Source organism: Streptomyces sp. TLI_171 (assembly GCF_003610255.1).
Classification (GTDB): Bacteria; Actinomycetota; Actinomycetes; order Streptomycetales; family Streptomycetaceae; genus Kitasatospora.
The window spans coordinates 6,795,082-6,815,265 of record NZ_RAPS01000001.1 but is presented as its reverse complement, the minus strand read 5'-3'; the positions used below and the strand labels follow the sequence as shown (position 1 = coordinate 6,815,265).

The following is a 20,184-nucleotide window of genomic DNA, read 5'->3' as shown; positions in this document are numbered from 1 at the left end:
AGAACAGGGAACCATGAGCATCCGCACCCTGCGCGCCGTGCTGTCCGAGGACAGCTCCGTCGGCGCCGGCAACGTCCTGACCACCCGGGTCGAGAAGGGCCTCGGCCTGGACTCGCCGACCCTGACCTTCGACACCCCCGTCGACGGGCACCCGGCCGACCGGGCCCTGACGCTCCGCCAACTCGACGTGGCGGTGCGGGCCAGGGCCGCGGCCCTGCACGCGCTCGGGGTCCGCCGCCGCGACCCGGTCGCCGTGCAGGCGACCGCCGCCGCCGACCAGGTGCTGGCCTTCCTGGCCCTGAGCCGGCTCGGCGCGATCCCGGCCCTGCTCAACCCGGCGCTGGACGCGGACACCTCGACCCGCTACCTGCGCCGGTTGAACGCGGTCGGGCTGCTCGCCGACGCCGAGCACGCCAAGGCCCTCGCCGACCAGGACTTCGGCGCCCCGATCCTCGCCGACACCGCCGAACTCGGCTCCGGCGACCCGGAGTCGGCGCCCGCCCCGTACCGGCACTGGCCCACCGACCCGGTGGCGATCACCCACTCCTCCGGCACCACCGGCCTGCCGAAGGCGGTGCTGCACTCGCACCAGAGCCTGTACGCGGCGATCCGCCACCGGCTGCTGCTGCCCCGGCCGCAGGGCATCGACCGGGTGCTCAGCGCGCTGCCCGCCGCGCACGCCGCCACCCTGATCGCGGTCAACCTGGCGCTCAGCTTCGACGCCCAGCTGCACCTGCTGTCCCAGCAGTCGGGCGCCGTCGTGCTGGACGTCGTGGAGCGCTGGCACCCGCTCGGCGTGTACGGCTTCGCCACCACCTGGGCCGACCTGGCCCGGCACGACCTCGCCGCCCGCGACCTGGCCTCCGTCGGCCTGTGGTGGAACACCGGCGACTGCGCGCACGAGGCGCACATCCGCCGCCTGGTCGCCCAGGGCTCCCGGGAGACCGCCACCCGGCAGGGCCGGGTCCGCACCGCCGGATCGGTGTTCATCGACGGCCTGGGCTCCTCCGAGATGGGCCACTCGCACTTCTTCATCACCCACACCGTCGACTCCGACCGCTACGGCCGCTGCGTGGGCCGCCCGCACGCCTTCGTCGACTGCGCGATCCTCGACCCGGACGGCAACGAGCTGGGCCCCGGCGAGGTCGGCGAACTCGGCACCCGCTCCCCCACCCTGTCGCCCGGCTACTGGAACGACTCGGTGACCACCCACCGCACCCGGGTCCGCGACTACTTCCTCACCGGCGACCTGATGTACCGGGACGAGGACGGCTACTACTACCACGTGGACCGCGCCGTCGACACGGTCGACCTCGGCGACGGCCGCCGCCTGCACACCGCCGCCTCCGAGGAGCGGGTCCTCGCGGCCTGCCCGGACGTGCTGGACTGCACCGTGGTGGCGTTCCACGACGGCGAACGGGTCGTCGCCGACGTGCTGCTGCAGCTCGACCCCGCCGCCGACCAGGACGCCGACCGCACCGCCGAGGTGCTCGCCGCGCTGGAGCCGCACGTCGCCGAGGTGGTCCGCGCCGTGCTTCCCGTCCCGGACGGGCGGATCCCGGTCGGCCCGACCGGCAAGGTCCGCAAGGTGCTGCTGCGCCAGCGCCACCTCTCCGAGGCCGGAGCCGCGACCGGCCCCGGAGCCGGGGCCCGATGAGCACGCCGGTCACCGCGCAGGTCACCGGCATCGGCTGGGTCACCCCGCTCGGCCGGGCCGTCCCCGAGGTGTTCCGGGCCCTCGCCGCCGGCCGCTCCGGGCTGACCGCCCCGCCCGAGGGCCACCCCGCCGCGGGCTGGCTGAAGGTGGCGGGCATCTCCCCGGACGTGCCCGCCACCGAGGTGCTGCCGCCGACCGAGACCCGCTGCGCCGACCGCTTCCTGCTGCTCGCGCTGGCCGCCGCCGACGACGCCCTCGCCGACGCCGGGCTGACGATCCGACAGGACACCGACCCGGAGCGGGTCGCGGTGGTGCTCGCCACCGGCGGCGGCGGGCTGGAGAGCTACGAGCAGCAGGCCGCCGGGCGGCGCGAACGCGGCCGGGCCGCGGTCAGCCCCTACCTGCTGCCCGGCATGCTCTCGAACATGGCGGCCGCCCGGATCGCCATCAAACACGGCATCCGCGGCTACAGCTCCGCCGTGATCACGGCCTGCGCGGCCGGCGCGCAGGCCGTCGCCGAGGGTCTGCGGCTGATCCGCGGCGGCGAGGCCGACGTGGTGGTGTGCGGCGGCGCGGAGGCCCCGCTGCATCCCACCATTGCCGCCGCGTTCGACAACTCCCGTGCCCTTGCCGCCGGTTGGGACGACCCGCAGCAGGCCTCCCGGCCGTTCGACGCCCGCCGCAACGGCTTCGTGCTGGGCGAGGGCAGCGCCGTGCTGGTGCTGGAACGCGCCGAGCACGCCGCCGCCCGCGGCGCGTCCGGGTACGCCGCACTGGCCGGCTGGGGCGCCGCCACCGACGCCCACCACCCGACCATGCCGCGCCCCGACGGCGCGGGAGCGATCTCCGCGATGCGGGCCGCGCTGCGCTCCGCCGGCCTCGGCCCGTCGGCCGTGGACTACGTCAACGCCCACGGCACCGGCACCAAGCTGGGCGACCGGGCGGAGGCCGCGGCGCTGCGCGAGGTGTTCGGCTCGCACCGGCCGTTCGTCAGCTCCACCAAGGGCGCCACCGGCCATCTCCTGGGCGCCGCCGGGGCGGTGGAGGCGGCGGTGTCCGCGCTGGCCGTCGCCGAGGGCCTGCTGCCGCCCACGCTGAACCTCGAACAGCCGGACCAGGACTGCGCGCTGCGGCACGTCCGGGGCGCGGCCGAGCACACCGTCGTGCGCCACGCCCTGTCCAACTCGATCGCTTTCGGCGGCCACAACCTCAGCCTGCTCTTCGGCCCGCCGAGCATTCCGGCCAAGCACCTCGGAGGGGATTCATGACCGCGCCGGGCATCGCCTACACCGAACACTACGCGGAGGACGCCCACAAGTACGCCGCGCAGCTGCGCGACGACTGGGGTTTCACCCTGACCGCGCCCGCCGTCACCGCGCCGGGGACCGCGCAGGTGCTCGCCCACCAGGGCTCGATCCGGGTGCTGGTGACCTCCGCGGTGGAGGCCGAGCACCAGGTCGCCGAATGGGTGCGGCGGCACGGCGAGGGCGTCGCGGTGATCGCGCTGCGCCACGCGGACCGGGTCGCGGCCGCGGCGGCCGCCGAGCGGGCGCTGAACGCCGGCGGCGGCTGCCTGGACGGGGCCGGCACGGTCTCCGGCTTCGGCGACCTGGCGCTGCGCTTCACCGACGCCGCCGACCTGCTCCCAGCGGGCGAACTCCCGGGCGAGGGCGCGCTGCTGCTGCTCGACCACGTCGCGATCGTGGTGCCGGGCGGGCAGTTGGGGCCTTCCGTGGACTGGGCGGTGCGCGGGCTGGGCTTCCGGGAGATCTTCCGGGAGTACATCGAGGTCGGCGAGCAGGCGATGGACTCCCGGGTGGTGCAGAGCCCGTGCGGCACGATCACCTTCACCCTGCTGGAGCCGGACACCTCCCGGGCGGCCGGCCAGATCGACGGCTTCCTGGAGGCGCACGGCGGCGCGGGCGTCCAGCACTTGGCCTACGCGACGACCTCGATCACGGCCTCGGTACGGGAGTTGGGGGCGCGCGGGGTGGCGTTCCTGACCACGCCCGGCGCGTACTACGACGCGCTGGAGGCCCGGCTCGGCCCGACCGCCATCCCGGTGGCCGAACTGCGGGAGACCGGCGTGCTGGTGGACCGCGACCACGGCGGCGAGCTGTTCCAGATCTTCGCCCGCTCGACGCACCCGCGCCGGACCTTCTTCCTGGAGCTGGTCGAGCGGCGCGGGGCGGGCAGCTTCGGCACCGCCAACATCAAGGCCCTGTACGAGGCGGTGGAGCGCGAGCGCGCCACCGCGGACAGCTGACTGCGGACAGCTGAGGAGAGGAGAGGAGAGACCTCACATGACCACCACCATCGAGCCGTTCGCCCTGACCGAGGAGGAGTCGGCGCTGCTGCCGACCGCCGAGGAGGTGCTGGAGTACGCGGAGCACGGCTGGTACCTGTCGCGGCGGCTGTTCAGCGACGCCGAGCTGGACCTGCTGCAGGCCGCCACCGAGCGCTACTACGCGGGCGAGCGGGACCGCGAACTGCCCGCCCGGCCGCCGCACCTGGCGTCCTGGAAGCCCTCGGACGGGCCGGTGCAGCGGCACAACGACTACGTGCACTACGAGCACGAGGAGATCGGCCGGATCCTGCGCAAGCCGCTGCTGGGCGCGGTCGCGGCGCGGCTCGCCCAGGCCGAGGAGATCCGGCTGTTCCAGTCGACGCTGATCTACAAGCCGCCGGTGCCGGGCGAGCCGAGCAACGTGGTGCCCTGGCACTTCGACAAGCACTACTGGCAGACCTCCACCTCGCAGCGGATGCTGACGGCGTTCCTGCCGTTCCACGACTGCACCGAGGAGATGGGCACCATCACCATGGTGGACGGCAGCCACCGCTGGGAGGAGCGGCCCGGCGGGGACGACTCGACCCGGCACTTCGCCGCCCGGGACCGCTCCGAGCTGGAGCAACTGCTGCACGAGAACGCCGAGTTCAACGGCTCCCAGGTGCGCACGGTGCCGGTGGAGATCCCGCGCGGGCACGTCTCCTTCCACCACTGCCGCACCTACCACGGCTCGGGCCCGAACCGGTCCGCGCAGCCGCGCCGGGCGGTGTCGCTGCACCTGCAGGACGGCTCCAACCGCTACCGCTCGTACCTGAAGCCGGACGGCTCGCCGGTGGTGTACAACCACGACGCGGTGGTGCGGCGCGACGCGGACGGCCGGCCGGACTACGCGGACCCGGAGTTCTGCCCGGTGCTGTGGCGGTCGGGCCGGTGAGCCTGCCGCACCTGGCGGACCCGGCGGGGCGGTACCGGGCGATGCGGCTGATCCGCTCGTTCGAGGAACTGGCGCTGCAGTGGGTGCGGTCGGGCCTGATCGTCGGCGGCACCCACCCGTACATCGGGCAGGAGGCGGTGGCGGTCGGCGTCTGCGCGGCGCTCGACCCCGCCGACCGGCTGACCTCCACCCACCGCGGGCACGGGCACGTGCTGGCCAAGGGCGCCGACCCGGGCCGGCTGCTGGCCGAACTGGCGGGCCGCGTCGACGGGTTGAACGCGGGCCGGGGCGGTTCGATGCACGCCGCGGACTTCTCGCTGGGCATCCTGGGCGCCAACGGCATCGTCGGCGCGGGCGCGCCGATCGCGGTCGGTGCGGCCTGGGCCTCGCAACGTCTGGGTGACCCCCGGGTGGTCGCCTCGTTCTTCGGTGACGGGGCACTCAACCAGGGGGTGCTCCTGGAAGCCTTCAACCTGGCCTCGATCTGGCGGGCTCCGGTGCTGTTCGTGTGCGAGAACAACGGGTACGCCACCACGCTCCCGGCGGGCGCGGCGGTGGGCGGCTCGGCGTGCGGCCGGGCGGAGGCGTTCGGCATCCCGGCGGAGACGGTGGACGGCATGGACGTGGAGGCGGTCCGGGCGGCCGCCGACCGGGCCGTGGCGCGGGCCCGGGCGGGCGGCGGCCCGAGCTTCCTGGAGTGCCTGACGTACCGCTTCGAGGCGCACCACACCATGGAGCGGCGCTTCCGGCTCTCCTACCGCACTGCGGAGGAGGTGGCGTCCTGGCGGGCCCGCGACCCGCTGGCGTCAGCCCGGGCCGCCCTCCCCGAGGCGGACACAATCGACACCGAAGTGACACAACTACTGGCGCAGGCCGCCACTTTCGCGCAAGAATCTGCCGTCCCTGACCCATCGTCAGCGGAAGACTTCCTGTACGCGAGCGGGCTGAAGCCCCGGTCGGGAGCGGCACTGTGACGCTGTTGTCGTACGCCAAGGCGATGAACACCGCGCTGTCGGACGCGCTGGCGGCCGACCCGGCGGTGTGCGTGCTCGGTGAGGACGTCGGCGCCGGCCTGGCCGGTCTGACGCTGGGCCTGCAGCAGCGGTTCGGCGCGCAGCGGGTGGTGGACACGCCGCTGTCGGAGCAGGCGTTCACCTCGGCGGGCGTCGGCGCGGCGCTGGCCGGGATGCGTCCGGTGATCGAGTTGCAGATCCCGTCGCTGCTGTTCCTGGTGTTCGAGCAACTGGCCAACCAGGCACACAAGTTGTCGCTGATGACGGGCGGTCAGGCGCGGGTGCCGCTGACCGTGGTGGTGCCCGGTTCGGGTTCCCGCTCCGGCTGGGCGGGCCAGCACTCCGACCATCCGTACAGCCTGTTCGCGCATGTCGGCATCAAGACGCTGGTCCCGGCGACGCCCACCGACGCGTACGGGCTGCTGAGTTCGGCGATCCGGGACGACGACCCGGTGGTGCTGTTCGCCCCGGCCGGCGCGCTGGGCGTCCGCGAGGACGTGACCGCTCCGCTGGCCCCGGTCCCGCTCGGCGAGGCCCGGATCCACCGCCGGGGCAGCGACGTGACGGTGCTGGCCGTCGGCCACCTGGTGCACCAGGCACTGGCGGTGGCCGAGGAGTTGGCCGACGAGGTGTCCGTCGAGGTCCTCGATCCGCGCACCCTGTACCCGTTGGACCGGGCCGCGCTGGCCGAGTCGCTGTCGCGGACCGGCCGCCTGGTCGTCGCCGACGACTCCAACCGCTTCGCCGGGTTCGCCGCCGAGGTACTGGCGATCACCGCCGAGGAGTGCCGCCTGCTCGCCCCGCCGCGCCGGGTCACCCGCCCGGACGGCGCGGTGCTGCCGTTCGCACTGGGCCTGGACCAGGCCCTGCAGCCCGGCGCCGACCAGCTTCGGGACGCCGTCCGCGCGGTACTGAAGTAACTCCCCCGCAGCGTCCACCCACGCCGCCTTCGTCCCCCTCATCACACACCACGAGGAGAGCAGCCATGAGCGACCGTTACCACTGGGACCGCAGCCACCCCGGCCTGACCGCCCTGCGCGAGTCCATCGAGGAGGTCCGCCGCGAGGTGGTCTCCCACCCGATGTACCTGTCGCTGGACACGCTGGAGAAGGTGCGGACCTTCCAGCAGACCCACGTCTTCGCCGTCTGGGACTTCATGTCCCTGCTCAAGTGCCTGCAGCGGCAGCTCACTTGCGTCACGCTGCCGTGGCTGCCGGACGGCCCGACGGCCAGCCGCCGGCTGATCAACGAGATCGTGCTGGTCGAGGAGAGCGACGAGCTCGGCGACGGGTACATCAGCCACTTCGAGCTGTACCTGGACGGCATGGCCCGGGCGGGGGCGGACACCGCCCCCGTGGAGGCGTTCCTGGCCGCGATCCGCTCCGGCCGGTCGGTGGCGGAGGCCGCCAAGGTGGCGGAGATCCCGCCCGCCGCGGCCGAGTTCGCGGCCGTCACGTTCGGGATCATCGAGGACGCCCCGGTGCACTGCCAGGCCGCCGCGTTCGCGTTCGGCCGGGAGGACCTGATTCCGGAGATGTTCGAGCAGGTGGTCCGGATCGACGACGCCGACGGACGGCTCACCGTCTTCAAGGACTACCTGGCCCGGCACATCGAGGTGGACGGCGAGCAGCACACGCCGATGGCGATGCAGATGCTGATCGACCTGTGCGGTGACGACACCGAGCGCTGGGAGCAGTGCGGGGCGACCGTCCGCACGGCGCTGCGCGCCCGGGTGGCCCTGTGGGACGCGATCACCGCGGCGCTCTGACCGGTCGGGCCGTCGCACCCGGATGCTTCGAGTGCGGCGGCCCGGCGGGGCGTCAGCTGTCCTGGCCGAGCCAGAGGTCCGGGCCGAACACCTCGTAGTGGATGTCGGCGGCGGGCACGCCGGCGGCGAGCAGCTGGGTGCGGGCGGCGCGCATGAACGGCAGCGGGCCGCACAGGTAGGCGACGGCATCGGCGGGGACCTCCAGTCCGGTGAGGTCGACCCGGCCGGTGCGGTCGGCGGGGCGCTCCTGCTCGGGGCGCTCGTACCAGACGTGGGCCTCGGCGTTCGGGAGCTTGGCGACCAGCTGCTCGAACTCCTCGCGGAAGGCGTGCGCGGACTCCTGCCGGTCGCCGTGCACGGCGATCACCCGCCGGGTGGCGCCGGTCTCGGCGAGGTGGCCGAGCATGCCGATGATCGGGGTGCAGCCGATGCCGGCCGAGGCGAGCAGGACGGGGCGGTCGCCGTCGTCGAGCCGGACGTCGCCGAACGGGGCGGAGACCAGCAGGGTGGCGCCCTGGTCGACGTGCCGGTGCAGGTGGGTGGAGACCTCGCCGGCCGGGTCACCGGCGACCCGCTTGACGGTGATCTGCAGGCCGCCGTCCGGGTTGCCGGACAGGCTGTACTGGCGGATCTGCCGCGCGCCGTCCGGGAGTTCGACCTGCACGGAGACGTACTGGCCGGGCCGGTGCGCGGGCACCGGGCCGCCGTCGGCGGGGTGCAGCAGGAAGGTCGCGACGTCGGCAGTCTCGGCGGTGCGGGCGGCGACCACGTACGGGCGGCGCTCGCCGCGGGTGCCGCTCTGCTCGTACAGGCGCTGCTCGACGGCGATCAGGGCGTTGGCCATCAGCCAGTACACCTCGTCCCAGGCGGCGGCGACCTCGGGGGTGACGGCCTCGCCGAGGATCTCCACGATGGCGGCGAACAGGTGCTCGTGGACGACGTGGTACTGCTCGGCGGTGACGCCCAGCGAGGCGTGCTTGTGGGCGATCCGGGCGAGCATGGCGTCCGGCCGCTGCTCGGGGTGCTCGACCAGGGCGGTCGCGAACGCGGCTATCGAGCCGGCCAGGGCCTGGCGCTGGGTGCCGGCCGCCTGGTTGCCCCGGTTGAACAGGTCGCGCAGCAGTTCGGGGTGGGCCGCGAACAGCCGTCCGTAGGACGAGCCGGTGATCTCCCCGATGGCCGCGCCCACCGCGGGGAGGGTGGCACGCACGGTCTGCGCGGACTTCTCGGACAGCATCCGAAACTCCAAACTCGCATCTGAGATACGTATTTAATGGTGTGGAAAAGCATGCTGCTGGGTGCTGCTCTGTCAGTGACCAGTACTGCACGGTCGGCTGACGCCCCGCCAGGGCCGAACGGCCCCGGCGGCGGGACGGCCGGCCCCGCTCAGCCGTCCGACGGCGCCCCGCGGACGGGCAGTCCGAGCAGGACCGGGCCGGTCGGCGGTCCGACCAGGTCGTCCACGGTGAGCGGATCCAGGGTCGCGAAGAACGCCTCCTGGGCCTGCCGCAGCGCCCCGCGCAGGCGACACGCGTGGCGCAGCGGACAGGGCGGCTCGTCCTCGCAGCCGACCACGTCCCCGACGCCCTCCAGTTCCCGGACGATCCGGCCGAGCGAGCCGCTGCGGCCGGCGGCGGTCAGGGCGAGCCCTCCGCCGCGCCCGCGCCGGGCCTCGACCACGCCCAGGTGCTGGAGGCGACTGACCACCTTCGCCGCGTGGTTGTAGGGGACGTCGACGGCCTCGGCCACCTCGCGGGTGGTCGGGGCCCGGTCCTCGTCCAGCACCGCCAGGCGCATCGCGATGCGCAGGGCGATGTCGGTGCTCTTGGTCAGCCTCACGTGGCCGACCTTATCCCAATTCGGTATCTCGAATACCAATTAAAGGGGGCGCTGCCCTGTCTGGTGCGTCACCTCCGCCGCCGGACGGCCCCGCGCCCCGGTGATCCTGATCACCACTGTGCGGCGCGCCCGCCCCGGGCCCCCGCCCACCCGTAGGCTTTCCGGCGCGAGGCAGCCGACAGCCGCTCGGCCGCCCCTTCCCCTGACGGAGGCCCCAGGTGACGGCACGCCAGCTCCTCGATCTGCTGGTCGACCCCGGCAGCTTCCACAGCTGGGACGAGCCGATCACCACCCAGTACGCCGACCCCGGCTACCGCGAGGCGCTCGCCAAAGCCCGCGCCCGCACCGGCCTGGACGAGGCCGTCCTCACCGGGCGCGCCCTGCTGGACGGCCGGCCGATCGTCCTGGTCGCCGGCGAGTTCGGCTTCCTCGGCGGATCGATCGGCGTCGCCACCGCCGAACGCATCACCCGGGCCGTGGAACGCGCCACCGCCGAACGCCTGCCGCTGCTCGCCCTGCCGGTCTCCGGCGGCACCCGGATGCAGGAGGGCTCCGCAGCCTTCCTCTGCATGGTGCGGGTCACCGCCGCGGTCCACGCGCACCGGGCCGCCGGACTCCCCTACCTGACCTACCTGCGCAACCCCACCATGGGCGGGGTGTTCGCCTCCTGGGGCACCCTCGGCCACCTGGTGCTCGCCGAACCCGCCGCCCGGCTCGGCTTCCTCGGGCCGCGCGTCTACGAGGAACTTCGCGGCGAACCGCTGCCGGCGCACGTCCAGCGCGCCGAGACACTCGCCGCCAACGGACGCCTGGACGCCATCGTCCCGCCCGAGCGGCTGCGCGACTTCCTCTCCCGGGCCTTCACCATCCTCACCGCCCGCCCCGCGGGAGCCGGTTCGGCCCCCGCCCCGGCGCCCGCGGCCGTGCCGGAGGGCGCCGACGCCTGGGAGTCGGTGCAGCTGAGCCGCCGCCCCGACCGCCTCTCCGCCCTCGAACTCCTGCACCACACCGCCGAGTCGTTCCTCCCGCTGGACGGCGACAGCGCCCTCGTCCGGGCCCTGGCGCTGATCGGCGGACGGCCCGTGATGGTGGTCGCCCAGCAGCGGCCCGGCCCGGACGCCCCCGCCGTCCCGTTCACCGCCGCGGACCTGCGCGCCGTGCGCCGGCAGGCCGAACTCGCCGAGGAACTCGGCCTGCCGCTGCTCACCGTGGTCGACACCAGCGGGGCCGAACTCTCCGTGGAGGCCGAACTCGACGGCGTGGCCCTGGAGATCGCGCACTGCCTGACCACCCTGGTCGGACTGCGCACCCCCGTGCTCGCCGTGCTGCTCGGCCAGGGCAGCGGCGGCGGCGCGCTCGCCCTGCTGCCCGCCGACCGGGTGATCGCCGCCGAACACGCTTGGCTGGCCCCGCTGCCGCCCGAGGGCGCCTCCGCCATCGTCCACCGCGACGGCGACCACGCGCCCCAGCTCGCCCGCTCCCAGGGCATCACCGCCACCGCCCTGACCTCGACCGGCCTGGTCGACCAGGTCGTCCCGGAGACCGACGACCCCGCCGACCTCCGCGACCGCCTCGCCGCCGCCGTCACCACCGCCCTCAATGAACTCGCCGAACTCCCCACCCCCACCCGCCTCGCCACCCGCGCCACCCGAAACCGCCACCTCGGCGGCCCCGCCTGACCCGCCGGGCAGCGCGCCGTCGGGCCGCTTCGTGCTACCGACCGGCGGGGCGGTCATCCACCAGCAGCCGAGCGGCACCATGAGCAGGATCGAAGCGAAGATCACCGCGCCCACTCTGCCCGCTCCGCGCCGACTCGGGAAGCCCCCGGTGCCCCGCCGCGTCTCACCCGACGGAGCGCAACCAGGCGTCCAGGACGGCGAAGTCGTCCTCCGTCAGGCCGACCCGGGGGTCGACCCGGTGCAGCAGTGCCGGGCCGGGGTGGTGCGCCGCCACCCATGCCCGGTCGGCCGCGCCGATCTCGTCGTCGACCCAGGCGAACGGCCGTCCCGCCGCGTAGCCGACCAACGCCGCTGTCTTCCAGTGCAGTTGCGGCGGCAACGGGCACCCGTCCGGCCCGGTGTCCCCGTCCGGTTCGTCGAGCACCGGCAGGTCCGGCAGGCCGAGCAGCGGCGCCACGCACGCGTTGGCTTCGTCCATCCAGGTGGTCGCCCACACCGGGCGGGCGGGCAGTGCGGCGATCCGCGGACCGTTCGCCGGGTCGAGCCGGGTCAGCAGCGGGTTGGCCTCGCGGATCACCTCCCGGATCCGACGCTCCGTCAGATGAACGCGGTGCTGTGCGGCATCGCCGCCGAACGGGATCAGCGGACCGTCGACGTCCAGGAACAGCAGGGGAAGCATCGGATCCTCAGTCATTGCGCCGATCCTCCCGCAGGCGACCGGTCCGCCGCTCCAGGCCCTCGCTCACGGCGTGCCGGTGCTGATAGCCGGTGTGGCGCGCGACCCAGGCGTCCAGGCTCCGCAACGCCCACTGCGGGTCGTACGCCGCCGCGGGCAGCTGCGGGATGCGCTTGCGGCCGGTCCCGTCGAGCCGGTACGGCACCTCGAAGGCCGTCCGCCAGCCGGTGACCGCGTCGGCGTGCCGCAGCTCCGCCGTGTCGGCGTCCACCCCGAGGTACTGGGCGATCTCACCCCAGCTGCTGCCCCGCTCCCGCTCGTGGACGACTGCGGCGGCCAGCAACTCACGGGCCTGTTCGATCAGTTGGGCGGCCTCGCTGACCTTGCCTCCGGGCCCTTCGAACTCGTCGTACTGGGTCTGCACCATGGCGCCCGCGGCGTCCGACAAGGTGCGGGCCCGGTCGGACACCACCAGCCGGGCCAGCGCTTCCCGGGAGTACTCGGCGCGTTGCTCGTCGTACGGGGTCGAATCGATCACGCCGAGCAGCCTGCCAGCCGTCCCCCCGGTCAGCACCGGGTTTTCCGCCGGGCTGACCGCCCGTCAGCCGGCCGGGGACCCACCCACCGAGGCGTTCACCGACACGGCGGCGGCCAGCCAGTCGGCCGTGGCCGGGAGCCAGTCGGGCAGGGCGTTGCCGAGCAGGTGGTTGCCGTGGGGGACGTGCAGCAGCTCGGCGTGCGGGAGGTCCGCGGTCAGGGCGGCGGCGGGGGTGACACCCGGGATGCGGTCCTGTCCGCCCTCGACCAGCAGCAGGGCCTCGGGGAGGCGGGGTGCGAGCGCGGCCAGGTCGAGGGTGTCGGCGAAGGCGCGGGCGGCGGCGGGGCCGCCGCAGCGCTGGGCGAGGGTCGCGGTGACGAACGGGACCAGGGCGTCCCCATCCAGCCGGCAGGGGCCGCTGACCAGCGCCGCCGCCCGGATCCGCGGGTCGTGGGCGGCGGCCGAGGCGGCGAGGTACCCGCCCAGGCTCAGGCCGATCACCGCAATCCGGTCCGGATCCAGGGCCAGGCCGCGAAAGGGGTCGGCGGCCAGGACGTCCAGGGCCCGGCCGACGGCGAGCCGGTGGTCCGCCCCGAGCACGCTCGTACCGGCCAGCACCCCCTGGCCGGGCCCGTCGATCGCCGCCACGGCGACACCGCGGGCCAGCAGGGCGTCGGCCACGGCGTGGAACTCCTCCTTCCCGGAGTCCATGCCGGGGATCACCAGGACAACGGGAAAACGCTTCCCCGTGCCCTCCTCCGCTGCCGGTCCCGCCGCCGCGCCCGCTGCCGGTTCGCCGGTCCCGGGCAGGCGCAGCCAGCCCGCGAACCCGGGCCCGGACAGCCGTCGTGCCGCGGGTTCGAGCAGGGCCAGCGACTCCCCCATCGACCGGTCCGCCTCGGCGGCGACGGCGGCCGCCCGGTCGCGGTCCGGGTCGGGCACCAGGCCGGCCAGGTGGAACCAGCGGGCGGCCAGCCGGTGCGCCGCCCCGGCGGTGCGGGCGCGACCGCGTGCGGCGGCGTGTTCGGCGGCGGCCCGGTGCCGCAGCGCTGCCGCGCGGCAGGCCTCGGGCCACTGCAGCAGGGTGTCGAGCGCGGCGGTGACCCGGTCGTACTCGTACACGTCGACCCCGGCGGCGTGGGCGCGCGGGCGGGTCTCGGCGGCGAACCCGGCCGCGAGGCCGGGGGCGGCGAGGAACGAGAGGTCGGCCATGGCAGCCCTTCGGTTGATGGATCGACAAATCGACGGGGGCGAACAGCCGCTGCGCGAACCACCGCACCAGCACACCGATCATCATCAATACATTGATGACTGTCAACGCTGTTGATGCCCGGCAGCGACTTGTAGCATCGCGGCATGGGAATGCCCGCCAGCGACCGCCTCGGCGTCGACCTGCACCGCGCCGACCAGGAACTGCTGGCCGCCAAGCGCGCAGCGGTCGAGCCCGCCGGACTGACCGTGCCGCAGTACGCGGCCCTGTACGTGCTCGCCGAGAACGCGGGCATCAGCGGCGCCGCGCTGGCCCGGTCCTGCCAGGTCACCCCGCAGGCGATGGCGGTGCTGCTCAAGCTGCTCACCGAGCGCGGCCTGGTCGAACGGGCCCCGCACCGCTGGCACCGCAACGTGCTGGAGACCCGCCTGACCGACCGCGGCCGGGCCGCCCTCGACCTCGCGGACGGCCGGGCCACCGCCGTCGAACAGGCGCTGCGCGCCGAGTTCACGCCCGCCGAGGCCGAGCTGCTCCGCGCCCTGCTGTCCCGCGCCACGGACGCGCTGCGGCGCGCCGCCGAGGGCCTCGACTGACCTCGCGGTCCGGGCCGCCGCGGATGCGCCCGTCCGCGCCGCCGTGCCGGCCGGTCGCCGCCACCGTCCCGGTGTGGCCAATGTCGCACGGCGGATCTCCGCAGCTCGTGGGGGGTACGACGGTCCGCTGCGGGTAGGCTGCGGCTGCCCCGTCCCCGAGTCGTCCGGAGTGTCCGCATGTCAGCGATCGCCGTGGTCGGGGTGGGGGCGGACGGCTGGCCGGGCCTGTCGGGCGCGGCGCGGGAGGCGCTGGGCGCGGCGGAGGCGGTGCTCGGCGGGGCGCGTCAGTTGGCGCTGCTGCCGCCGGAGGTGACGGCGCAGCGGGTGGTGTGGCCCTCGCCGTTGCGACCGGCGGTGCCGGGGTTGCTGGAGCGGTTCGCGGGTAGTCGGCTGGCCGTGCTGGCCAGTGGCGATCCGATGTTCTACGGGATCGGCCGGACGCTGCGGGAGTGCGGCGTGCCGGCGGACTCGCTGCGGGTGCTGCCGCACCCGTCCTCGGTGTCGCTGGCATGTGCCCGCCTCGGCTGGCCGGTGGAGGAGACCGAGGTGGTGACGCTGGTGGGCCGGGCTCCGGAGGCGTTGCACGCGGCGCTGTACCCGGGCCGCCGGGTGCTGGTGCTGAGCGCGGACGCGTCGACGCCCGCGCTGGTGGCGCGGCTGTTGGTGGGGCGCGGCTACGGGCCGAGCCGGGTACGGGTGTTGGAGCAGCTGGGTGGCCCGGCGGAGGCGGTGCGCGAGGGCGTGGCGGACGGCTGGTCGTTGGCGGCGGGCGATCCGCTGAACGTGGTGGCGGTGGAGTGCGAGGCCGGTCCGGACGCGCCGCGGCAGCAGCTGGTGCCCGGCCTGCGGGACGAACTCTTCGAGTCCGACGGCCAGTTGACCAAGCGTCACATTCGGGCGGCGACCCTGGCGGCGCTCGGCCCGGGGCCGGGCGAGCTGCTGTGGGACGTGGGTGGCGGTTCGGGCTCGATCGGCATCGAGTGGCTGCGGGCGCACCGCAGTTGCCGCGCGGTCAGCGTGGAGCGCGACCCGGTGCGGGTGGAGCGGATCGTCCGCAACGCGGCCGCCCTGGGGGTGCCGCGGCTGCGAGTGGTGCAGGGTGCGGCGCCGGACGCGCTGGCCGGGCTGGAGCGCCCGGACGCGGTGTTCGTCGGCGGCGGGTTGACGGTGCCGGGCGTGCTGGAGGCGTGCTGGGCGGCGCTGGCGCCGGGCGGCCGGCTGGTGGCGAACACGGTGACGCTGGAGTCGGAGGCCCTGTTGACGCAGTGGTACCGGCGGCACGGCGGCGAGTTGGTGAAGCTGTCCGTCGCGCACGCGGTGCCGGTGGGCGGGTTCACGGGGTGGCGGCAGGCGATGCCGGTGACCCAGTGGAGCGTGCTGAAGGGCGCCGGCGGGTCCGGTGCCGCGGAGAGCGTGGAAGTCCCTGTCGGAGGAGCGAAGTGACGGTCTATTTCATCGGTGCCGGTCCGGGCGCCGCAGATCTGATCACGGTGCGCGGCCAGCGCACCCTGGCGCGCTGCGGGGTGTGCCTGTACGCGGGCAGCCTGGTGCCGCCGGAGCTGCTGGCGGACTGCCCGCCGGACGCGCGCCTGGTGGACACCGCGAACCTGGACCTGGACCAGATCCTGGCCGAGATCGTCAGCGCGCACCGGGCGGGCCAGGACGTGGCGCGGCTGCACTCGGGCGACCCGTCGGTGTTCTCCGCGATGGCGGAGCAGATGCGCCGCCTGGACGCCGCGGAGATCCCGTACGAGGTGGTTCCGGGCGTTCCGGCGTTCGCCGCCGCCGCGGCGGCGCTGAAGCGGGAGTTGACGGTGCCCACCGTCGGCCAGACGGTGATCCTGACCCGGGTGGCCCGGCAGGCGACCCCGATGCCGCCCGGCGAGGAGCTGGCGGTCCTCGGGAAGAGCGGTGCGCTGCTGGTGCTGCACCTGGCGGCCCGGTACGTGGACAGCGTGGTGGAGGAGCTGCTGCCGCACTACGGCCCGGACTGCCCGGCCGCGGTGGTGGCGATGGCCAGCCGCCCGGACGAGCTGGTGCTGCGCGGCACGCTCGGCGACATCGCCGTCCAGGTGAACGCGGCGGGGGTGCTGCGCACCGCGGTGATCATCGTCGGCCGCACCCTGGCCGCGACCGAGTTCCGCGACAGCCACCTGTACTCGACCACCCGCAGCCGCTGACCCGCCGGGCCGGGCCGGGTTCGGCCCGGCCCGGTGTCATCCCAGCGAGGCGACGAACTGCTCGGCGCGGCGGGTGATGTCGGCCCAGTCGCCGTCGGCGACGGCCTGCGGCGGGACGACGTCGGTGCCGGCGCAGACGGCGAGCGCGCCGTGGTCGAGGAAGTCCTTGGCATTGCCCGCGTTGACGCCGCCGGAGGCCACCAGCGGGACGTCCGGGTAGGGGCCACGAAGATCCTTGAAGTAGCCGGGGCCGAAGGCCTTCGCGGGGAAGATCTTCACCGCGGCGGCGCCCAGGTCGACCGCGTCGGCGACCTCGCTGGGCGTCAACGCGCCCATCACCACCGGGACTCCGGCCGCGCGGGCGGTCTCCGCGACGGCGGGGCGCAGCCCGGGGGTGACCAGGAAGCCGGCGCCGGCTTCGATGCCCGCGCGGGCCTGGTCGGCGGTGCGGACGGTGCCGACGCCGATCCGGCAGCCGGCCTGCGCTGCGCGCGCCAGGTGGCGGGTCACGTCCGGTGTGGTGAAGGTGAGTTCGGTCCAGGCGATGCCGCCCGCGGCGAGGGCCTCGCAGAGCGCGACCGGGTCGGGGATCACGGGTGCCCGTACCACCGCGATCACCGGCTGTGCGGCCAGCGCCGCCCGCAGGTCCGTCGTTTCCGTGCTCATCCTGCCCACTCCTGTTCGACGTGCTCGGGTTGTTTCGGCCGGGCGGCGCTGCCCGGTGGCGTTCGTGGTCAGCCGCGGGCCCGCACCTGGCGGTCGGCGTCGCGACGCAGTGCCCGCCCGCCGAGCTCGCCGGTGGGTCGGCCGTCGACCAGCGCGGCGACGCCGTTGACCAGGACGTGCGCGATGCCTTCGGCGGGCAGCCGGGGCTGCTCGAACGTGGCGGTGTCGCGGACGGCGGCCGGGTCGAACAGCACCAGGTCGGCGTGGTGGCCGGGGCGGACCAGGCCGCGCCGGTCGAGGCCGAGGCGGCGGGCGGGTCGGCCGGTCATCCGGGCGACCGCCTGTTCCAGCGACAGGACGCCCAACTCGCGTCCGTAGTGGCCGAGGTAGCGCGGGAAGGTGCCCCAGGCGCGGGGGTGCGGGCGGGCGCCGACCAGCAGGCCGTCGCTGCCGGCGGTGTGCGCGGGGTGCCGCATGATGGCGCGGACGTTCTCCTCGTGGCCGACGTGCTGCAGGATGGTGGTGCCCAACCGGTCGGCGCGCAGCAGGTCGAAGAACACCTCGGTGCCGGTTCGTCCCTGTTCGGCGGCGAGTTCGGAGATCCTGCGGCCGACCGCGGGGGCGAGGTCGGGGTGGCGGACGCCGGAGATCTGGATGGTGTCCCAGTCGGTGACCACGCCGTGGCAGCCGTCGCTGCCGTGCTCCTCGACGTCGGCGCGGATCCGTTCCCGGGCCGCGGGGTCGGCGAGCCGGGTGAGGGTCGCCTCGGGGCCGCCCTCGGTGGACCAGCTGGGCAGCAGGGCGGCCAGGGTGGTGGAGCCGGGCAGGTAGGGGTAGCTGTCGAGGGTGATGTCGAGCCCGTCGGCGAGGGCGGCGTCGACCAGGGCCAGGAACTGTCCGGCGCGGCCTTCGTTGACGCCGAAGTTCATCGTGGCGTGGGTGAGGTGCAGCGGGCAGCCGGAGCGCCGGGAGATCTCCACCATCTCCGCGTAGCCTTCCAACGCGCCCGCGCCGTAGGAGCGTTGGTGCGGGGCGTGGAATCCGCCGCGGGCCGCGACCAGCTCGCACAGGGCGATCAGTTCGGCGGTGTCGGCGTACATGCCGGGCGTGTACGTCAGGCCGGTGGACAGGCCGACCGCGCCCTCGGCCAGCGATCGGTCCACCAGGGCCCGCATCAGGTCGAGCTCGGCGGGGGTGGGGCGGCGGTCGTCCCAGCCCATGGCGAGCATCCGGACCGAGCCGTGCGGGACGAGGTAGCAGGCGTTGACGCCGCTGCCCCGGTCCAGCCGGTCGAGGTACTCGCCGACGGTGCGCCAGTCCCAGTCGAAGCCCTCGGGGTCGCCGTTCCAGCCGGCGAGTTGGCGGCGCAGCGCGCCGAGCGTGGTGTCGTCGACGGGGGCGTAGGACAGGCCGTCCTGGCCGAGGACCTCCAGGGTGACGCCCTGGGTGATCCGGGACGGGTGCTCGGGCTCGACGAGCAGGCGAAGGTCCGAGTGGGCGTGCATGTCGATGAAACCGGGGGCGAGCACCAGGCCGTCGGCATCAATGACGTGACGGCCCGTCAGATGGCGGCCGATGTCGACGATCCGGCCGTCGGTGACGGTGACGTCGGCGCGGTAGCGGTCCGCTCCGGTGCCGTCGACGACGGTGGCGGCGCGCAGCAGCAGGTCGGCCATCAGAAGTACGTCCGCACCAGGTCGACGACGCGCGGGTGTTCGGCGTCGGCGTGGTCGAGGACCGGGATCAGGCTCCACTTGTCGAAGGCGGTGCAGGGGTGGGACAGGCCGAGGCGCAGCACGGCGCCGACGGGGGCGGCGGCGCCGGCCTCCCGCAGGAAGGCGTGCTGGTCGTTCAGGGCGGTCACCGCGGCGCCGTTCAACGGGCCCCCGCCGCGGACGAGTTGCGGCTCGGGCAGGCCCTCGTCGAACGGCAGGTCGCGCTTTCCGGCGTCCAGCAGCGAGAGTTGGGGTTCGGGGTGGGAGACGACCCGGGCCCAGCCGTGCATGGCGGAGCGCAGCGGGGTGGCGGCGGCGGCGCGGGCCAGCGGGGAGATGCCGCGGTAGAAGCCGTCGTCGTGGGCGAGGTAGGCGCCGGCCCGGACGATGACGCGGGTGCCGGGGACCTGCTCGGCGAGCGGGGCCAACTCCTCGGCGACGGTGTCGAAGTAGGCGCTGCCGCCGGCGGTGACCACCGGGGTGGCGGTGGGGTGGTCGGCGGCGAGGCGGCGGTGCAGGTCGGCGAGGTCGGCGAGGTAGCCGCGGACGGTGGCGAGGGCGGCGTCGCCCGCGTCGTGGGCGAGGGCGCCCTCGTAGCCGCCGACGCCGGCCAGCCGCAGGGTGGGGGCGGCGTGGACGGCGGCGGCGACCTCCAGCGCGGCGGGGACGCCGCGGGCGCCGGTGCGGCCGCCGGGACCGCCGAGTTCGACCAGCACCTCGACGGGGCGCTGCGCCCCGGCGGCGCGCAGCGCGGCGTCCATCTGCCGGACGCTGTCGGCGGAGTCGACCCAGGAGGTGAAGGCGAACCCGGGGTCGCGGTCGAGTTCGGCGGACAGCCAGGCCAGGCCGGCGGGGTCGAGCAGGGTGTTGGCGAGCAGCAGGCGCCGGACGCCGAAGGCGCGGGCGACGCGCAGCTGCGGCAGGTTGGCGAGCGTGATGGCGTGGGCGCCGGCGGCGAGTTGGGCCTGCCAGAGGGCGGGGGCCATGGTGGTCTTGCCGTGCGGGGCGAGCAGCACGCCCGCCTGCTCGCACCAGGCGGCCATGGTGCGCAGGTTGTGGTCGAGGGCGGCGGCGTCGAGGGTGAGCAGCGGGGTGCCGAGGCCGTCCAGGGTGGGGCCGTCGGCGAGCCAGTCGCGGACGGTGCGGCCGTGGGCCTCGGCGGGGATCGCCTTGAACCGGAAGTCGAGCCGTTCCTCGGCGAGGGCGGCGACGGCGGCGGTGTCGATGCCGGGGCCCTGCGCCGGGTCCGCGAACCACTGCGGCCGGGCGCCCTGCGGCGGCCCGTCGTGCTGCTGGTTCGCTCCGTCTCGACCTGCCGTGCCGTCCATCGCCGTGCCTCCGTTCGCCCCCTGCCCACCCGCGAGCTGGGAAGTTGCAACATACGCAACCTGTATTGCGCATGTTGGTGTTACGGTTCTAGCATTCACGC

19 protein-coding genes are annotated in these 20,184 nt (G+C 74.9%); 11 read left to right on the top strand and 8 right to left on the bottom strand.

Features of this window, described 5'->3' with window-relative positions:
* Positions 1-13 precede the first annotated feature (13 nt).
* The 7 genes from BX266_RS30330 to BX266_RS30300 all read left to right on the top strand — a co-directional run bounded on the left by BX266_RS30330 (position 14) and on the right by BX266_RS30300 (position 7,659).
* The gene (locus BX266_RS30330; protein WP_099904999.1) at positions 14-1,657 is read left to right on the top strand and encodes a class I adenylate-forming enzyme family protein; all 1,644 of its coding nucleotides are present in this window, start codon (positions 14-16) and stop codon (positions 1,655-1,657) included.
* Complete coding sequence (locus BX266_RS30325) at positions 1,654-2,925, top strand: beta-ketoacyl synthase (RefSeq protein ID WP_099904997.1); 1,272 nt, start codon at positions 1,654-1,656, stop codon at positions 2,923-2,925. Before BX266_RS30330 ends, BX266_RS30325 begins: the two co-directional genes overlap by 4 nt.
* Positions 2,922-3,923, top strand: a complete 1,002-nt coding sequence (locus BX266_RS30320) for a VOC family protein (RefSeq protein ID WP_099904995.1) — start codon at positions 2,922-2,924, stop codon at positions 3,921-3,923. Before BX266_RS30325 ends, BX266_RS30320 begins: the two co-directional genes overlap by 4 nt.
* Positions 3,924-3,960: 37 nt before the next feature.
* Positions 3,961-4,878 (top strand): phytanoyl-CoA dioxygenase family protein, encoded by a 918-nt coding sequence (locus BX266_RS30315; protein WP_099904993.1) that lies wholly within the window; start codon positions 3,961-3,963, stop codon positions 4,876-4,878.
* Positions 4,875-5,852 carry a thiamine pyrophosphate-dependent dehydrogenase E1 component subunit alpha gene (locus BX266_RS30310; RefSeq protein ID WP_259464928.1) on the top strand — a complete coding sequence of 326 codons (978 nt, stop codon included), beginning with the start codon at positions 4,875-4,877 and terminating at the stop codon, positions 5,850-5,852. Before BX266_RS30315 ends, BX266_RS30310 begins: the two co-directional genes overlap by 4 nt.
* Positions 5,849-6,811 (top strand): alpha-ketoacid dehydrogenase subunit beta, encoded by a 963-nt coding sequence (locus BX266_RS30305; RefSeq protein ID WP_099904991.1) that lies wholly within the window; start codon positions 5,849-5,851, stop codon positions 6,809-6,811. Before BX266_RS30310 ends, BX266_RS30305 begins: the two co-directional genes overlap by 4 nt.
* 65 nt (positions 6,812-6,876) lie before the next feature.
* Complete coding sequence (locus BX266_RS30300; protein ID WP_099904989.1) at positions 6,877-7,659, top strand: DUF3050 domain-containing protein; 783 nt, start codon at positions 6,877-6,879, stop codon at positions 7,657-7,659.
* 52 nt (positions 7,660-7,711) lie between these two features.
* Here the strand turns inward: BX266_RS30300 and BX266_RS30295 are convergent, their stop codons facing one another.
* Positions 7,712-8,896, bottom strand: a complete 1,185-nt coding sequence (locus BX266_RS30295; protein WP_099904987.1) for a globin domain-containing protein — start codon at positions 8,894-8,896, stop codon at positions 7,712-7,714.
* A gap of 149 nt (positions 8,897-9,045) precedes the next feature.
* Positions 9,046-9,498: an Rrf2 family transcriptional regulator gene (locus BX266_RS30290; RefSeq protein WP_099904985.1), complete on the bottom strand. Its 453-nt coding sequence runs from the start codon at positions 9,496-9,498 to the stop codon at positions 9,046-9,048.
* Positions 9,499-9,716: 218 nt separating this feature from the next.
* Here BX266_RS30290 and BX266_RS30285 point away from each other — a divergent pair, with 218 nt between their 5' ends.
* Positions 9,717-11,177, top strand: a complete 1,461-nt coding sequence (locus tag BX266_RS30285; protein ID WP_099904983.1) for a carboxyl transferase domain-containing protein — start codon at positions 9,717-9,719, stop codon at positions 11,175-11,177.
* Positions 11,178-11,340: 163 nt separating this feature from the next.
* Here BX266_RS30285 and BX266_RS30280 read toward each other — a convergent pair whose 3' ends face one another.
* The 3 genes from BX266_RS30280 to BX266_RS30270 form a co-directional block, all read right to left on the bottom strand.
* Positions 11,341-11,871 (bottom strand): hypothetical protein, encoded by a 531-nt coding sequence (locus BX266_RS30280; RefSeq protein ID WP_099904981.1) that lies wholly within the window; start codon positions 11,869-11,871, stop codon positions 11,341-11,343.
* A complete protein-coding gene (locus BX266_RS30275; protein WP_143687032.1) occupies positions 11,864-12,391 on the bottom strand; it encodes a hypothetical protein in 528 nt (175 codons plus the stop codon). Before BX266_RS30275 ends, BX266_RS30280 begins: the two co-directional genes overlap by 8 nt.
* Before the next feature lie 63 nt (positions 12,392-12,454).
* Positions 12,455-13,603, bottom strand: coding sequence for a S9 family peptidase (locus BX266_RS30270; protein ID WP_099904977.1), 1,149 nt, complete (start codon positions 13,601-13,603; stop codon positions 12,455-12,457).
* 144 nt (positions 13,604-13,747) lie between these two features.
* Between BX266_RS30270 and BX266_RS30265 the strand changes: the two genes are divergently transcribed.
* The 3 genes from BX266_RS30265 (at position 13,748) to cobM (ending at position 16,374) form a co-directional block, all read left to right on the top strand.
* Entirely contained in the window at positions 13,748-14,194 is a 447-nt protein-coding gene (locus tag BX266_RS30265; RefSeq protein ID WP_259464927.1) for a MarR family winged helix-turn-helix transcriptional regulator, read from the top strand.
* 177 nt (positions 14,195-14,371) lie between these two features.
* On the top strand, positions 14,372-15,637 hold the full coding sequence (gene cbiE / locus BX266_RS30260) for a precorrin-6y C5,15-methyltransferase (decarboxylating) subunit CbiE (RefSeq protein WP_099904973.1): 1,266 nt from the start codon (positions 14,372-14,374) through the stop codon (positions 15,635-15,637).
* Positions 15,634-16,374: a precorrin-4 C(11)-methyltransferase gene (gene cobM, locus BX266_RS30255; RefSeq protein ID WP_099904971.1), complete on the top strand. Its 741-nt coding sequence runs from the start codon at positions 15,634-15,636 to the stop codon at positions 16,372-16,374. Before cbiE ends, cobM begins: the two co-directional genes overlap by 4 nt.
* A gap of 36 nt (positions 16,375-16,410) precedes the next feature.
* Here cobM and BX266_RS30250 read toward each other — a convergent pair whose 3' ends face one another.
* The 3 genes from BX266_RS30250 to BX266_RS30240 form a co-directional block, all read right to left on the bottom strand.
* Complete coding sequence (locus BX266_RS30250) at positions 16,411-17,040, bottom strand: bifunctional 4-hydroxy-2-oxoglutarate aldolase/2-dehydro-3-deoxy-phosphogluconate aldolase (RefSeq protein ID WP_099904969.1); 630 nt, start codon at positions 17,038-17,040, stop codon at positions 16,411-16,413.
* Between the two features lie 68 nt (positions 17,041-17,108).
* On the bottom strand, positions 17,109-18,716 hold the full coding sequence (locus BX266_RS30245) for an amidohydrolase family protein (protein WP_099904967.1): 1,608 nt from the start codon (positions 18,714-18,716) through the stop codon (positions 17,109-17,111).
* Positions 18,716-20,083: an alanine racemase gene (locus BX266_RS30240; protein WP_099904965.1), complete on the bottom strand. Its 1,368-nt coding sequence runs from the start codon at positions 20,081-20,083 to the stop codon at positions 18,716-18,718. The genes BX266_RS30245 and BX266_RS30240 overlap by 1 nt, the downstream gene beginning before the upstream one ends.
* Positions 20,084-20,184 lie beyond the last annotated feature (101 nt).